Annotated in this window: 18 protein-coding genes; 4 read left to right on the top strand and 14 right to left on the bottom strand. The window is 61.5% G+C overall.

Going from position 1 to position 13,096, the window contains the following annotated elements:
- Window positions 1–10 precede the first annotated feature (10 nt).
- From cobT to EJ075_RS24190, 4 genes are all read left to right on the top strand, one after another.
- Window positions 11–1,021, top strand: a complete 1,011-nt coding sequence (cobT, locus tag EJ075_RS24205) for a nicotinate-nucleotide--dimethylbenzimidazole phosphoribosyltransferase (protein WP_126106042.1) — start codon at window positions 11–13, stop codon at window positions 1,019–1,021.
- A gap of 368 nt (window positions 1,022–1,389) precedes the next feature.
- Entirely contained in the window at window positions 1,390–2,616 is a 1,227-nt protein-coding gene (locus tag EJ075_RS24200) for a DNA polymerase III subunit beta (RefSeq protein ID WP_164547175.1), read from the top strand.
- Window position 2,617: 1 nt separating this feature from the next.
- Entirely contained in the window at window positions 2,618–3,781 is a 1,164-nt protein-coding gene (locus tag EJ075_RS24195) for a site-specific integrase (RefSeq protein ID WP_126106040.1), read from the top strand.
- A gap of 16 nt (window positions 3,782–3,797) precedes the next feature.
- A complete protein-coding gene (locus tag EJ075_RS24190; protein WP_126106039.1) occupies window positions 3,798–4,064 on the top strand; it encodes a hypothetical protein in 267 nt (88 codons plus the stop codon).
- Between the two features lie 32 nt (window positions 4,065–4,096).
- Here the strand turns inward: EJ075_RS24190 and EJ075_RS24185 are convergent, their stop codons facing one another.
- The 14 genes from EJ075_RS24185 to EJ075_RS24115 form a co-directional block, all read right to left on the bottom strand.
- Window positions 4,097–4,378 (bottom strand): hypothetical protein, encoded by a 282-nt coding sequence (locus EJ075_RS24185; RefSeq protein ID WP_126106038.1) that lies wholly within the window; start codon window positions 4,376–4,378, stop codon window positions 4,097–4,099.
- A 164-nt stretch (window positions 4,379–4,542) separates the two neighbouring features.
- Window positions 4,543–4,881, bottom strand: a complete 339-nt coding sequence (locus EJ075_RS24180) for a DUF1515 family protein (protein ID WP_164547174.1) — start codon at window positions 4,879–4,881, stop codon at window positions 4,543–4,545.
- Between the two features lie 2 nt (window positions 4,882–4,883).
- Window positions 4,884–5,063, bottom strand: coding sequence for a hypothetical protein (locus tag EJ075_RS24175; protein WP_126106036.1), 180 nt, complete (start codon window positions 5,061–5,063; stop codon window positions 4,884–4,886).
- Between the two features lie 22 nt (window positions 5,064–5,085).
- Complete coding sequence (locus EJ075_RS24170; protein WP_126106035.1) at window positions 5,086–5,448, bottom strand: hypothetical protein; 363 nt, start codon at window positions 5,446–5,448, stop codon at window positions 5,086–5,088.
- On the bottom strand, window positions 5,448–6,032 hold the full coding sequence (locus EJ075_RS24165) for a lysozyme (RefSeq protein ID WP_164547173.1): 585 nt from the start codon (window positions 6,030–6,032) through the stop codon (window positions 5,448–5,450). The genes EJ075_RS24170 and EJ075_RS24165 overlap by 1 nt, the downstream gene beginning before the upstream one ends.
- Window positions 6,019–6,264: a hypothetical protein gene (locus tag EJ075_RS24160; protein ID WP_126106034.1), complete on the bottom strand. Its 246-nt coding sequence runs from the start codon at window positions 6,262–6,264 to the stop codon at window positions 6,019–6,021. The genes EJ075_RS24165 and EJ075_RS24160 overlap by 14 nt, the downstream gene beginning before the upstream one ends.
- A 9-nt stretch (window positions 6,265–6,273) precedes the next feature.
- Window positions 6,274–7,527, bottom strand: coding sequence for a contractile injection system protein, VgrG/Pvc8 family (locus EJ075_RS24155; protein WP_126106033.1), 1,254 nt, complete (start codon window positions 7,525–7,527; stop codon window positions 6,274–6,276).
- 1 nt (window position 7,528) lies between these two features.
- On the bottom strand, window positions 7,529–7,759 hold the full coding sequence (locus EJ075_RS24150) for a tail protein X (protein WP_281033474.1): 231 nt from the start codon (window positions 7,757–7,759) through the stop codon (window positions 7,529–7,531).
- A gap of 59 nt (window positions 7,760–7,818) precedes the next feature.
- Window positions 7,819–8,202, bottom strand: coding sequence for a phage tail protein (locus tag EJ075_RS24145; protein WP_126106031.1), 384 nt, complete (start codon window positions 8,200–8,202; stop codon window positions 7,819–7,821).
- A gap of 13 nt (window positions 8,203–8,215) precedes the next feature.
- Window positions 8,216–10,090: a hypothetical protein gene (locus tag EJ075_RS24140; protein ID WP_126106030.1), complete on the bottom strand. Its 1,875-nt coding sequence runs from the start codon at window positions 10,088–10,090 to the stop codon at window positions 8,216–8,218.
- A gap of 140 nt (window positions 10,091–10,230) precedes the next feature.
- Window positions 10,231–10,500 (bottom strand): phage tail assembly protein, encoded by a 270-nt coding sequence (locus EJ075_RS24130; protein ID WP_126106028.1) that lies wholly within the window; start codon window positions 10,498–10,500, stop codon window positions 10,231–10,233.
- A gap of 11 nt (window positions 10,501–10,511) precedes the next feature.
- Entirely contained in the window at window positions 10,512–11,015 is a 504-nt protein-coding gene (locus EJ075_RS24125) for a phage major tail tube protein (protein WP_126106027.1), read from the bottom strand.
- Window positions 11,012–12,403, bottom strand: a complete 1,392-nt coding sequence (locus EJ075_RS24120) for a phage tail sheath subtilisin-like domain-containing protein (protein WP_126106026.1) — start codon at window positions 12,401–12,403, stop codon at window positions 11,012–11,014. Before EJ075_RS24120 ends, EJ075_RS24125 begins: the two co-directional genes overlap by 4 nt.
- Window positions 12,404–12,490: 87 nt before the next feature.
- The gene (locus EJ075_RS24115) at window positions 12,491–13,096 is read right to left on the bottom strand and encodes an SGNH/GDSL hydrolase family protein (protein ID WP_126106025.1); all 606 of its coding nucleotides are present in this window, start codon (window positions 13,094–13,096) and stop codon (window positions 12,491–12,493) included.

Raw genomic sequence — 13,096 nt, 5'->3', positions numbered from 1 at the left:
CTTTGCCCCCATGCCTTTCAAATCGCTCGATGAACTGCGCGCGACCTGCCTCGATCTGCCTGCGGGCAGCGACGCCGCGGCCAGTGCCGTTGCCCGCCGCCAGGACACGCTGACCAAGCCGCAAGGCAGTCTTGGCCGATTGGAGAGCATCGCCGCCTGGCTGGCCCGCTGGCAAGGCCGCGACATGCCGCAGCTCGACCGCGTCAAAGTCTTCGTATTCGCCGGCAACCACGGCGTCACCGCACAGGGCGTGTCCGCCTTCCCGTCGAAGGTCACCGTGCAGATGGTGGCGAATTTCGCCAGCGGCGGTGCTGCCATCAACCAGCTCGCCCGCATCGCAGGTGCCGAACTCGATGTCATTCCGCTGGATCTCGATCGTCCGACCGGCGATTTCACGCAAGTGCCGGCGATGGACGACGAAGCCTTCCTCGCCGCCGTCTCGGCCGGCTACGGCGCGGTGACGAAAGACCTCGATCTCGTCTGTTTCGGTGAAATGGGCATCGGCAACACCACGCCGGCTGCCGCCATTTCGGCCGCCTTGTTTGGCGGCGGCGCGGAAAAATGGACCGGGCGCGGCACCGGCGTCGACGATGCCGGCCTGATACGCAAGATCACCGCCATAGAGGCCGGCCTCAAGCGCCACGCCGAGGCGCTTGCCGACCCGCTGAAGATCGCAGCCGCCCTTGGCGGGCGCGAACTCGCCGCCATCTTTGGCGCGACGCTGGCCGCGCGCCATTTAGGCGTGCCGGTGCTGCTCGATGGCTTCGTCTGCACCGCCGCCGCCGCACCGCTGGCGAAATTGCACCCTGCCGGCCTCGCCCACGCGCTCGCCGCGCATGTCTCTGCCGAATCCGGCCACCGCCGCTTGCTCGAGGCGCTCGGCCTGCCGCCGCTGCTCGACCTCGGCATGCGGCTCGGCGAAGGCTCAGGCGCCTGCCTCGCCGTCAACATCGTCCGCTCCGCACTCGAATGCCACGCCCGCATGGCAAGTTTTGCGGAGGCTGGTGTTTCGGAGAAGTAAATGTTCGCAAACTCGGGAGAGGCGACACACGCATCGGCTCGACACGGGGCGTGAGACGGCATTTTACCGCCTCACGTTCTCACCCTGTTTCAGGGTCTTTCCACCTAAGTCTTTGAAATCTTTGGTGGGTGCGACAGGGATCGAACCTGTGACCCGCTGATTAAGAGTTATCGCGCCAGCCATTCCAGCCGTGCCCGAACGGCCTCAAAGCGTATCGTTTCCGCGCTTTTCATAACTCATCCGATATCACCTATTTGCACCCGCTGCCAAAAATTTGATGGCAATGTGTTGGCAGACGTTGACAAAACGCAAACGCATTCGTATTCATGATGCATACCGATGTTTGCAAAAGATCAATGAGGATCGCCATGCTTGAACATACCCACGCCCATACCGACGAAGCTACCGCCTCGAAATCTGGCGGCAAGGCCGCTGCCAAGGCCGCCAAGGCAGGCCCCGCCTTTTCCGTTGACGTGGACGCCGCCCCGTTCCGTCGCGCGCTGTCGGCCCTCATGCCATACAGCGAGCCCCGGAACACAATTCCGATTCTCGGATGCGTTACCATTTCCATGGATGCCCCCGCACAACGCCTCGGCGTCTCGCTGTTCGATATCGACATGGCGATTGAAACGACACTGCCGGCTCTTTCCTCTTTTGGTTCTGGCGACGCGTTCGCGGTGCCGCTGCGCACCCTGGCGGCCTTCATGAACGGCGCCGATGGCGAGGTCGTAGAGATTCGCAAGGCGGCCACCGACGAACGCGTCACCTTCACCTGTGGCGATTTCAGCGCCGCCATAATCCCGATGCCTGCCGACGAGGCGCCGCGCCTCACCGGCCCGAAATTTTCCGACGCCGGCTTCCGCCGCATCCCGCTCGCCGAGGGCGTTATGTCATGGCTTCTCGGCCTCACCTTGCCTTTCGTGTCGACCGAGGAAACAAGGTACTATCTCAACGGCGTCGCCTTCGAATTCGGCGTTGACGATGACGGCATGTTGCGGGCCATAGCTACGGACGGCCACCGCCTCGGCTCGCGCCAGACGAAGACGACCGCCAATATCGTGGGCCGGCCGACCGTCATCATCCCCCGCGCCGCGATCAAGGCGGTCGCACACCTCGCCGCCGGTAAAGAGGTCGTGCTTTCCGTTGATGACATGAAAGCTGAATTGAGTTTCGGCGACACTGTCATTCGAACAAAGTTGATCGACGGCACCTTCCCCGACTGGCGGCGGGTCGTCCCCAAAGGTCCGTTTAAGGAATTCGAACTGGACGCCGGCAAGATCGGAAGGCTTCACCGCGCCTCGGGCGGCGTGAGGCGGGAGCGGGGAGTTGCCGTCAAGGTGAAACCCTGCGAGGGCGGCATGTCTGTTTCTGCAAACAACCCCGAGTTTGGCGAGGTGTCCGCCGTCTTCCGTGGTGAGACGCCCGAGGGCGTCGACGCGTTCGGCGTGAACAGCCGTTATTTCGCGGACATGGCAAAGGCCTTCGGGGCGAAGCGGATTCGGCTTGGCTTCACCGGCTCGGGCGACCCGCTCATGGTGAACGTTTCGGGCGGCCCTGCCGGCGAGTTTGCCGTGCTCATGCCTATGCGCGTGTAGTATGGCCGAGGAAAAGGACCGGCCGGCCGCCTCGGGCGCCCCTGGCACGGCATGGAACGACCCGAAGGTGCCAGGCCTTCGGCTTCGCTACCTCGCGACCAAGGCCGTCTATTACCTCTCCTATAGGACCAAGACCGGAAAACAACGCGCCTACAAAATCGGCGACGTCCGCTTCGTCACGCTCACCGCTGCCCGCACCAATGCGAAAGACGTTTTGGCGCGGGTTGCCAAGGGCGAAGACCCCGCCGGGGAAAAGGCAACGGCCGCGAGTCGGCCCACCATCGATCAATTGCGCGAATGGCACGCGGAACGCCATTCGGCGACCAAGAACAAGAAATCGTGGGCCGATGACGTCGCCGCGCTCTATGTCAATCACATCATCCCTCACCTCGGCCCCGACATGGCGGTGGCGGACGTCGCGGAGTCTCATATCGAGGCCTTGCACCACAAGATGAAGGCGACGCCGAACCAAGCGAACCGGGTCGCGGCCTGCCTGCACAAGGCTTTCAATCTGGCCGAAAAATGGGGGTGGCGGCCCCGCAAGTCCAACCCGGTGCATGTCGAGCGGTACAAGGAACGGAAGCGGAAACGGTTGCCGCAAGCTGATGAGGCTATCCGGCTATTGATCGCCCTCAATGCGATGCGCGAGAACGACCCGCACTTCGTCGGCCTGGTGGAACTCCTATGCTTCACCGGCGCTCGCTTAACCGAGATCATGCACGCGCGTTGGGATTGGGTGAAACCGGATGGGCTCCATTTGCCGGACTCGAAGAGCGGCGTAAAGATCCTTCCGCTGTCCGCCCTCGCACGCGAAGTCTTGAGGGACATTCCGCGCCTGCGGCGCAACCCTTACATCATCTGCGGCAGGCTTCACGGTCGCCATATGGTGAACGTCACGCACCCATGGAAACGGCTTATGGCCGCCGCGAACATCACCGAAAACTTGGTGCGCCATGATCTTCGGCGGTTCTTCGCATCGGCCGGCCTATCGGGTGGACTCGAGCTATCCCACGTCGGGAACTTGCTCGGGCACATGGACCCGCAAACGACCAAGCGTTACGCCTTCCTGCTTACCGGCGCCGCGCAAAAGATGGCGGACACCGCTGCGGAACAGGTCAAGGAAATTATGACCGGCGGCGGCAAGGTTGCGGTATTGCGGCGTTGAATGAAAACTATGCACAATGTATATTCAGCGCATGAACACTGCAGCCGACGACCAGCGCGAATTCGAATTGCTCTTTGAGAAATCGGGGCTTGAACAGAAACAGCTTGCCGGCTTGCTCGGCAAGACACCGGTTCAAGTGAATCGCTGGCTTACCGCGCGGAAGGACAGCGGCGCCCCGCCGTTCTATGCGATACAATTCCTGCGCATGTATTTGATGCTGCCGGTTTCGGCTCGGGCTCACTTGCCAGCCAGGATCATAGAATATCCTAAGAAAGCGGCGTAGTGGTCAATCCCGCTTCCGATGGCAAATCTACCCTAGTGAAAGTCAATCTTTTTTGACGGCCGCGCGGTGAGGCTTTTGAGACTGATGAGCGCAGGCGTGTCGATCTTCGATGCTATGCGCCGGGCGAGTTCCCGCAATTCGAAAAAGCCGTCAATACTCATCAGGCTCAATGGTTGGCCTGACGAAGTATCCCACCGCAAAGGTGCTTTGTCTTGCCTGTACGAAGATCCGTTCATCTCGCAAATGGCGTCGTATATCGCCTGTGCGATCAACATTTCGGCACGGATACGCTCTGCGTCTTTTTGGCTATTCACGAGAATTTTCCCCCAAACCCGCGCTCCCCCTTAGTCGGTTTTATTGGGCGCCGCTAGATCACGCGGATGTGACACGTCGGATAAAATCGATTGATATGGCGGGGGAGAGCACGCCGCTGCTCCCGAGTCCCACTGCTCACTAGTTTTAGGCCTAGACCCGCTTTCTAAGCGGCGCGTACAACGCGCATGATCGCTTCCCACCAATAGGCGAGGAACCCAACGGCGACGCCGCCGAGGGCCGTTCCAGCTATGCCAGACACGAACAGCGCACCGATCCCGCGTTGCTTCCATTGCTTCACCTCGTCGGTGATCGCTTTGGAGTCCTTGACATCGCCCTTCATGGCGGCGACTTCGACGCTTAGCTCGCCGATGCTTTCAACGACCTCGTCAACGCGGCGATGCACTACGGCGCGATGTTTGTCGCCGTCCGCAATGCTCTTTTCGATGCCCTCGACCTTGGCTAGCAAGATACCAAGCGTGCGCTCGACGGAGGTTTGCGCCATAGCTAGAGCCCTGCATTCCATTCGCGGACGCCATCCACCTGGCCCGAGCACGTATCGAGCCCGGCGCCGTTGACGTCGCCGCGCACGATCCAATCTTCTGTTTTCTCGGGGCCGCCCTTTTTGTGCCAGCGCTTCGGGCACGGCTGAATCAGATACGCCGGCACCTTCTCCCGAACCGTCACAGTCTTGACCACAACCGGCGGGCTAGTGGTCGTACAGCCGGCGCAAACTGTCAGGGACAGGAGCGTCGAGATAAGAGCGGACGTTTTCATCTTTGCCTTTCAGGTCGGCCCGAGCCGTGGTTGTTTCGATTAGCGCGGTGTTCGCGGCGGCAAGCTTCAAGGCTAGGTCCGCCGCGATCTTGTCGTTGGCGGCATCCTGCTTTTGCATCCTGTCAATGGTGTCAACGCTCACCTTGTTGGCATCGAGCGCCAGGTCGAGAGAAGCTTGCACCCGAGCGGCTTCCGCCTCGGCCTTGATGGCGTTTCCCCGATAGACGGCCGCCGCGCTAAAGAGCCCGAGGAAGGCGAGCGCGACGAGGCCAGCGATGATGAGCTTGATTTGCATCAGCGAAGCCCCGACACGCAAAGCTCGGCCTCGCCGATACGTTGGGCGTCACCCATTTCGCGGCGATTGATGAGGCCTTTGACTACTTGCCCGCCGGCCCGGTTGAAAGCGGTCTGCGCTTCGCACGCCTCGCGGTATTTGTTCGCGCGGGTGAAGCGTGCCGCCGATGATTTGCAGGCGGCGCCGACCCCGAAATTATAGGCGCCGGAAATGAGAGTGGCTTGAAGGCTGATCGGCTTGCTATCGAAACCGGTGATGCAATTCGTCAACGGCTTATAATAGTCGTTGGTTACGCGTGAGATCAGCATGTCATAGCACTCGGCTTTCGTCCTCGTCATGCCGGGGCCGATGCCTTTGGTTTCGCCGTAGCAGATGTCGTAGATCTTCGCGTACCGGTCCCAATGTGACTTGAGCACCAGGCCTTCCCACGGGATGATTGCGGCGTCGACGGCGAGCCGCACCGCCGCCGGGATTGGCTCGGGCTTCGCAACCATGTAACGGCCGCCGACAAGGGTCGCGACCGCCATGACGGCGGCAATTGCGTTGCGTGCGCGGTTGCTAGACTTGATCTTATTGATTGGCATCTGAGGGTTTCCCTGAAACGGTTTCTTGAGGAATGAGGCGGGCGATAGCCGCCGCGAGTGAGAGCAGGCCGGCAACCATGCCGAACACGGGCGGATCAATCGGGAGGTAGCCGAAGAAAAACGGCCACGCGGTATCGATGGCGCCGAGCACGGCGGCGATGACGGCGGCGACGTTGAGGCGGAACGACCAAGCGCGGCAGACCACTTTTCGCCAATTGCTGATGAGCTTCATGGCGCGCCCCTAGCTCGGAACATCGATAATGAAACCATCGGTCGGCGGCGTGGATTCCACCGGTTCCGCCGGGGCGTCCGGGTCGATCTTGTCGTCGTCGGTTGGCGTGGTTTTCTTGACGCCGGCCGGGACATCGGCCTGCGCCTCGGTGAACAGTTCGGCGTCGATGGCGGTCGTGTAGGCGCCGCTGGCCGAGAAGGTATGCGTCGCGCTCTTGATGCGCCATTCCGCCGGAATGTACGGCCGGAAGTTGGACAGGATTAGCTTTGCCTCGGCCTGGACCGATGGACGGCCGCCGATGGTGCAAGAGAATGAAGCTTTGCCGCGCGCGCTCTTGTTGCCATACGACTCGGCGGCGGCCTGTGCCTCGGCTTCGTTGTGATAGGTGTAACGGAGGTCATGGAACGGCTCTTCGCCGGTCGTGGCCTCTTTAAGCTCGCCGGTGCGAAGATCCGTCCAGAAGGCACGGACGCCGCCCTTGGCATCGGTTGGCGCGTCGTCCTGGGTATCAATGATGTATTCGCCTTCGGCTTGCTCGGCGGCGGTGTTGCCGGCGGCACCGGCGGCGCCTTGTGCGGTGGATCCGCCGCCATCAAGGCCGTTGGCTTCACCCGCTTCGTCTCGGGCGGAATACTTAAACGCCCAGGTCGAGCAATCCGCTTCGATAAGCGTGACCGTTGCCAGGGCTTCGCCTGTGACCGCCTTGGCAGTTCCGCGCTTCGCCACCGCAAGCTTGCCCGCCACGGGGCGCGCCACGGCGTCATGCCCGGCGGCGAGGCGAGTCGCAAAGGACATGTCCGACTCGTTGCGCTGGTCAATATGGCGCATGACGATGCCGGACAACGCGGGGTCAATCCTGGCCTCATATCCGTTCCGGCCGGCGATTTCCGACATGATCGCGCCGAGCGTCTTTTGATGATAGCTCTTGGTCTTCGGCGTCCGGAACGACTTCGGCATCGCTGCAGATCTGCCTGTGACTTTCAGCACCCGAGGCGGCGAGGAAACGTCGAGGTCATCGATAAGGTAGGGGCCGAAGGTGACCGCTTCGCCTTCGCGATAGCCGAGGGTCACAGTGACGGTCGAGCCGATAAGCGGCATCGCCGCTACGGCTCCGTCGCTCCACCTGGCGCGGTCGTCAAGTTCTATCGTGACCCGGTCGGACTTGTCTTCCGCCTCGTCATGGCACTCCACCGACAAGAGCCGGTCGGCGAGCCCGCCGGTGATGTCTTTGCCATCGGACGAGAAGGAAGCGAACGGGGTCATATCAACCCCAAATCCGAATTATTGGCGTGGCTTCCGGGCGCGGAAGTTCCGGCAGATTGACCAGAGTTCCGGCCGAGAGTACCGGCCCGAGGCGCGCCAAGCCGGGGTTTGCTTCGTACACGCGTTCGACAGCAAGCGGTTGCTGGCCCTTCTCATAGAAGCGCCAACAAATTTCATCGACCATGTCGCCGTCTTTGGCGCGGTAAAGGTCCACAAGCCACCTGTTTGCAATTGGCAAACACTGTACTCGACCCGAGCCGCCGGTCGTACCCACGATCCGGGAAAGCTGGCTTATCCGCCATCTGGCCCATAGCTTTTGAGGTCAATATTGAATTCCTGTTTTCGGGGCGCGCCGTTGTCCAGAAAGAACGTTTGCGTTTCATCGACACCAAGGATCACGAACAATCCGAAAATCCGGCCAAGACCAGAAACCAGCATGTTCGGTTGACCAAGCGAGGCAATGGCCCTCATGGCGTTCAATTGCCCGAGCCCGCCGCGAAAGGCCGGGTAGATCGTGCCGCTCAAGAGGAACGACGTATGGCCGGCGCCGATGAACTGCATCGCGGGATGGCGCCCGATTCTGTCCTGGGAAACCCACCTGTATTCATCGGAGCGCTCAAGCGCCTGATAGGCCGCCGTGGACAGGCTGAAACGAAACGGACCAAGACCCATCATTATCGACATCGCATCAATCCGACAGGCTTGATTGGAGGTTGGCCGAGTGCTGCGCCGCCGCCGCGCCGAGCGCGCGCGTGACCATGCCTTGCGCCTCGGCCGGCGTCATGCCCTGGACGTTGACGGTGACACCGCCAACATTGAACGGCGCGTTGACGGTCTGCGGCTCATGGGCGATCAGCGGTTCCGGCATCACGAAGCTGTTCGTGGTGACCGTCCCGGCCTCGACCTTGTCCGTCTTCTCGGTCGCTTTGCCGAGGTCACCAATCGGTTTCATCAGGTCGCGCCAGGCCGCCGTAAACCCGGCGGTCACGTCTTCCATGGGCTTGACGCTCGGGGCGAACGCTGGCGCCGCCGCCGGCCGCTGTTCCGCTGGCGGCTTCTTAACCATCCCGCCAACCCTGGCGCCGGCATCGCCAGCCGCCGCATTCGGTGCGACCGTGGCGAGGTCAAACCCGAGGGTTGACTTGATGCTTTCGGGAAGCCAGCCAATGAGGTCCGCAACGGCGCCTTTCAACCACGCCACGACATCGCCCCACTTCGATTTAAGGCCTTGCCAGATGGAGTCCACCATGGCGGCCCCGACGTCATAGAGCTTGCCGGGAATCGATTGGATATAGGCCACGGCAGACGCAAACAGGCCGGTGACATAATCCCAGAAATCACCGAAGAACTTCGCGATGGAATCCCAATTCGTATAGATCAGGTAGGCGGCGCCAGCGATGGCCGCGACGGCGGCGAGGAACCATCCGACCGGCGTCGCCATGATGGTGATGCCTAGGGTCACAAAGGCGGCACCAACGGCCGTTAGAGCGGTGATGAGCGGCGCCGCCGTCCATGCGCCGAGCACAATGAGGGTCGTCTGCATCGGCCCGCCGAGGAAATCCACAACAGGTTTGATGGCGGCCAGGAAGGCCGTAAAGTTTTCCGCGATGCCGCTGATTTCCTGCCGGATATCCGACGCCGGATTCATGAGGTCACGAAGGACACCCGCGAAGGTCTTGACCCAATCCGAGATAGTGGACCGAACCAAGGTTGCGTTCGCGTCAAACCACTTCGTGGTCGCTTCGATCATTTCGTTCATGACCGGCAAAAGCTGGACGCCGAGGAACAGCTTGAGGCCGTTCACCCGGACTAGCAGCGCGTCGAGGTTGTCGCCGAATTCATCGGCCGCCGCTGCGGCGCGAGCGCTCATGACGCTCCCGGTGCGCCGAGCCTCGGCCCTCAATTCGGCGAGCCCATCCGCGCCGTCCGTAAGCATCTTGACCATATCGACGCCGGACTTGCCGAAGAGCTTGAACGCGAGCTCGTTGCGGCGAAGCGGATCTTTGACGCGGGCGAGCGCGGACAACGTGTCGTTCAGTATGTCCTCGGTCGAACGAAGCTGCTTGTTTGGCCCCTTGAGGACAACCCCGAGCGCTTTAAAGTCCTTCGCGAGCGCCTTATTTCCGCGAGACGCGGCAGACGCATTGATCCCGAGCTTTTGAATTCCCTTGGTCAGGGACTCCGATTCTATGCCGCTCATTTTGGCGGCGAAGCGGTATTCCTGCAGCGCCTCGACGCCGACCCCGAGCTTGAACGCGGCTTCGCCGATCTCGCTGCCGAGGTCCGAAGCGCTCTTCGCCAGCGCATAGGCGCCAGCAACGGCACCGGCACCGCCAAGGCCAAGGAGTCCGACGAATGAAGATAGGCGGCCCGTCGTTCGCGCCAGGCCGTCACCAAGGCCGCCTATGGCGCGCCCGAGGCGCCCCACGGACGCGCCGATGCGGTCGAAGCCAAGACGGGAGCTAAGAGCGGCGAGGCGCGCCTGTAGCCGCTTAATCGGCCCGGAGATCCGGTCGATTAGCGATAGCCTTACGGCGGCTTCTGCTACTGGCTTCCCGGCCATTTACGTTTTCGCCTTTTGCCGCTCGGCGGCGCGAGCACGCCACATGACGATTTCCGAGAGGTCCATTTCCCACATTTCGGAAGGCGGCCAATGGAAGATGACGGCAATATCCGCCATAAGGTTAGAGACGGACTCGAGCGTTACGCCCGCTTCCGCCTCCCCATAAAACCCTCAATGACCTTGGACAGCCCGTCGATGTCTTCGGCATCCAAAAGGTCGAAGGCCTCGGGCGGCCACCCGGCGAGCCGGCAAATGATGAACGCGGTCTTGTCCAGGCCGGACTCCGCGCGTTCCATGTCCCGAATGTCTTTGCCCTTGATGCGCCGCAAAAGCGCCTCGGTGACTTCCTTGCCCTCAAGAGTGATCGGGTCGAGAAGGGGGAATTTCGTCTGCTTGCGAATATCGGTCATGACGGACTTTCTTAAAGGCCGATGGCGTTGCGCTGCGTCGCAAGCTGATCGACGCCGCCGATGCGGCGAACCATGTTGATGATGTCAATTTCCACGTACTCGACGTCGGCCTGGCGGTAGCGGAAGTAATCGAGTTCGTAGGTGAGCGTCTTGGTCGACTTGGTGCCCGGCTTCCATTCGCTGAATTCGGTCACCGCCAGGAGTCCGCGCATGTTCACAACGGCGGCTTCGGCGTTCTTGCCTTGCGCCTGCACGGCACCGCGAGCGGTAAGCGGAATGTTGTCAACGCCGATAAGGCTGATGATTGCGGGGTCGTAGTCGGAAAGGATGATGGTCGCGGTCATCGCCTCCATACCCATTTCCAGTTTCTTCGGCGCGTCCATGCCGCCGGCTCGGTGCTCTTCGGTAAGCAGCGTGATCGTCGGCAGCGTTATGGAATCGCAGCGGCCCGCAAAGGAACCGCCGTCGAGATAGAGATTGAACGCCTTTAGCTGGCGCGGAAGGGCAGCGGTCATATGACAAGATCCTCAAGGAAATCGTTGACGATGCGCGACCGGAAGATGACGTGCTCGGCCGGATAGGGCGGCGTGAAATCGATGTTGAACCACACCTTGCCTTCGGATATCGAGGCCGGCGAATTCAGATCCGGGTCGGCGTAGCACCGGCCGCCGATAAGCGCGCCCATCGCGACAAGGCTGCGAATGTAGGCGTTCACGGACTCCTCAACATCATCGATATAGGTCTTCGTGATGTTGCGATCCACGGCCCAAAGATGGGCGCGAAGGATGGAGTCGTTGATGATATCTGCCGTGCGCACCACGGACAGGAAGGCGAATTTCGCGTCGCTGGAAAGCGTGCGGTTGCCCCAAAGCCGGTAGCCATCTTCGCGGATGATGGTGGCGACGTTGCCCTCATTGAGAAGGTTGGCGCGGCTGTTGAAATCACCCAGGGCGAAGTCGATGGCGCGAGCGGTGCCGACGATCCCGTTGATGTTCTGGTTTGACGGCGACCACCAGAATCCGCGGTCATTGTCGATCTTGGCGATAAGCCCGGCCACGGCCGACGAAGCGGGCTCATTGACCACGTTGGCGCCGCGCGCAACCTTCACGTAGGGGTCGACCACATAGACGCGTTTCGAACCGAAGTCGTCGGCATAGGTGAGCGCGGCGGCGTCCGTGCTGTTCGGGCCGTCCGCGATTATGACGGCTTTAAGGCGTTCCGCGATGCCAATCAATTCGGCGACAACCGCGTTCGCTGTGGCGCCGAGGGTGACGGATGCGGCGGCGCCGGCAAGATTGGCCGAGGCAGCAAACGAGAAGGTCGGGGCAACCGTGTAGCGGCCCGCCGAGGTGATGGCGATAGCGGTAAGCGCGCCGCCGGCAACCGTGAACGTGCCAGCGGCACCGCTGCCCGTGCCGCCGACGAAGGCGAGCGGGAACGTTCCATTGGTGCCAGTCGCGCCGGGCGTGATAGCGCCGTGGCCGGTGACGCCGAGCGGACGCTCCCCGGTGAACCCAGGCGCAATAAGAATGCGAGGGGTGACGCCAACGGCGGACTGCGAGTCCATGGCGATGTGGACGCCATCAAGGATGTTCGCCAGCGTTTCGCCGTCGTCTTCGCCTTCCTCGACGCGGCAAACCACGATGACGGCGCCGATCTGGTCAAGGATGAGGTCGACCGCGTTTGGCAAAGTGCCGAGGCGGGTTGCCCCAACCGAAACGTCCAGCTTCGCGGCCTCGCCACGACTTCCCGCGATGAGAACAGGAGTCAGAAGCGGGTAGACCAGCGGGTCAGCGTCCGGTGCGGTCCCAACAATGAAAATGACCGAGGAACGGACAGTGCGGACCGGGCGCGGCCCGTCATCGATCTCGATGAGTTCAACGCCGTGAAGGAAGCCGGGCATATTTGCAAATCTCCGATGTCAGGATTTGCTATAGGCCCGCGTTGACGTTTCGCAAACGAAGAATGCGGGGTTTGCGGCCAGCCGCCGTTAGCTGGCAAGTGCGAGTTGCTTTAGGCGAGCGTATACGATCCTCGCGGCCAGCCAGTTTCCACGATAGCTAAGATGGATTTTGTCCTTGCGAATGCTTGCCGGTAGAACGTCATCGGGGTTGTGCCCGCCAACGCGAGCGATCAATGCTTCTCGAATATCCAGAAAGTGGTCGCCGAACCTGGCGGCCTGCCTCGCATTGTAGGCGGTGATCTTTTTATAGCCAGCTTCGCCGAAGCGACGGCCAAGATAATCGCCGTTTACGAGGCCGACCACGAGAAGCTTTGCGGAGTCGCCATGTAACGCCGCAATAGCATCGACGTCCGCCTCAACGGCTTCGGGATCATCGAAATTATTGTTTCCGGCCCAAACCACTAAAACCCCATCTTGACGTGCAGTTTCTCGATAGCGTTCTAGGATATGATCTGAAGTCTTCCCGCCGAAGCCGAGACGAGTGGCCTCTATTCCCAACATGTAGGATAGAAAGTGCGGGTACACTCCCAACGTGAGGCTGTCACCAAGACACGTAATTTTAAAAGGCGTGTGAACGCCGCGCGCCGCTCGCGCCATGCGCAGTAGACCGCGCCTTAAATCTTGCCCGCTCAC

Origin of the sequence: Mesorhizobium sp. M6A.T.Cr.TU.016.01.1.1 (assembly GCF_003952585.1) — a bacterium.
Classification (GTDB): Bacteria; Pseudomonadota; Alphaproteobacteria; order Rhizobiales; family Rhizobiaceae; genus Mesorhizobium; species Mesorhizobium mediterraneum.
The sequence above is the reverse complement of the archived record's forward strand: the minus strand, read 5'-3'. Positions and strand labels throughout refer to the sequence as shown.

What these genes read in the sequence shown, in the direction of transcription:
- EJ075_RS24165 (WP_164547173.1), bottom strand. Translation starts at nt 6,032, where the DNA reads ATGCCAATCAATAAGATCAAGTCTAGCAACCGCGCACGCAACGCAATT.
- EJ075_RS24170 (WP_126106035.1), bottom strand. Translation starts at nt 5,448, where the DNA reads ATGCAAATCAAGCTCATCATCGCTGGCCTCGTCGCGCTCGCCTTCCTC.
- EJ075_RS24130 (WP_126106028.1), bottom strand. Translation starts at nt 10,500, where the DNA reads ATGACCGATATTCGCAAGCAGACGAAATTCCCCCTTCTCGACCCGATC.
- EJ075_RS24160 (WP_126106034.1), bottom strand. Translation starts at nt 6,264, where the DNA reads ATGAAGCTCATCAGCAATTGGCGAAAAGTGGTCTGCCGCGCTTGGTCG.
- EJ075_RS24155 (WP_126106033.1), bottom strand. Translation starts at nt 7,527, where the DNA reads ATGACCCCGTTCGCTTCCTTCTCGTCCGATGGCAAAGACATCACCGGC.
- EJ075_RS24140 (WP_126106030.1), bottom strand. Translation starts at nt 10,090, where the DNA reads ATGGCCGGGAAGCCAGTAGCAGAAGCCGCCGTAAGGCTATCGCTAATC.
- EJ075_RS24180 (WP_164547174.1), bottom strand. Translation starts at nt 4,881, where the DNA reads ATGGCGCAAACCTCCGTCGAGCGCACGCTTGGTATCTTGCTAGCCAAG.
- cobT (WP_126106042.1), top strand. Translation starts at nt 11, where the DNA reads ATGCCTTTCAAATCGCTCGATGAACTGCGCGCGACCTGCCTCGATCTG.
- EJ075_RS24200 (WP_164547175.1), top strand. Translation starts at nt 1,390, where the DNA reads ATGCTTGAACATACCCACGCCCATACCGACGAAGCTACCGCCTCGAAA.
- EJ075_RS24120 (WP_126106026.1), bottom strand. Translation starts at nt 12,403, where the DNA reads ATGCCCGGCTTCCTTCACGGCGTTGAACTCATCGAGATCGATGACGGG.
- EJ075_RS24190 (WP_126106039.1), top strand. Translation starts at nt 3,798, where the DNA reads ATGTATATTCAGCGCATGAACACTGCAGCCGACGACCAGCGCGAATTC.
- EJ075_RS24145 (WP_126106031.1), bottom strand. Translation starts at nt 8,202, where the DNA reads ATGATGGGTCTTGGTCCGTTTCGTTTCAGCCTGTCCACGGCGGCCTAT.
- EJ075_RS24195 (WP_126106040.1), top strand. Translation starts at nt 2,618, where the DNA reads ATGGCCGAGGAAAAGGACCGGCCGGCCGCCTCGGGCGCCCCTGGCACG.
- EJ075_RS24125 (WP_126106027.1), bottom strand. Translation starts at nt 11,015, where the DNA reads ATGACCGCTGCCCTTCCGCGCCAGCTAAAGGCGTTCAATCTCTATCTC.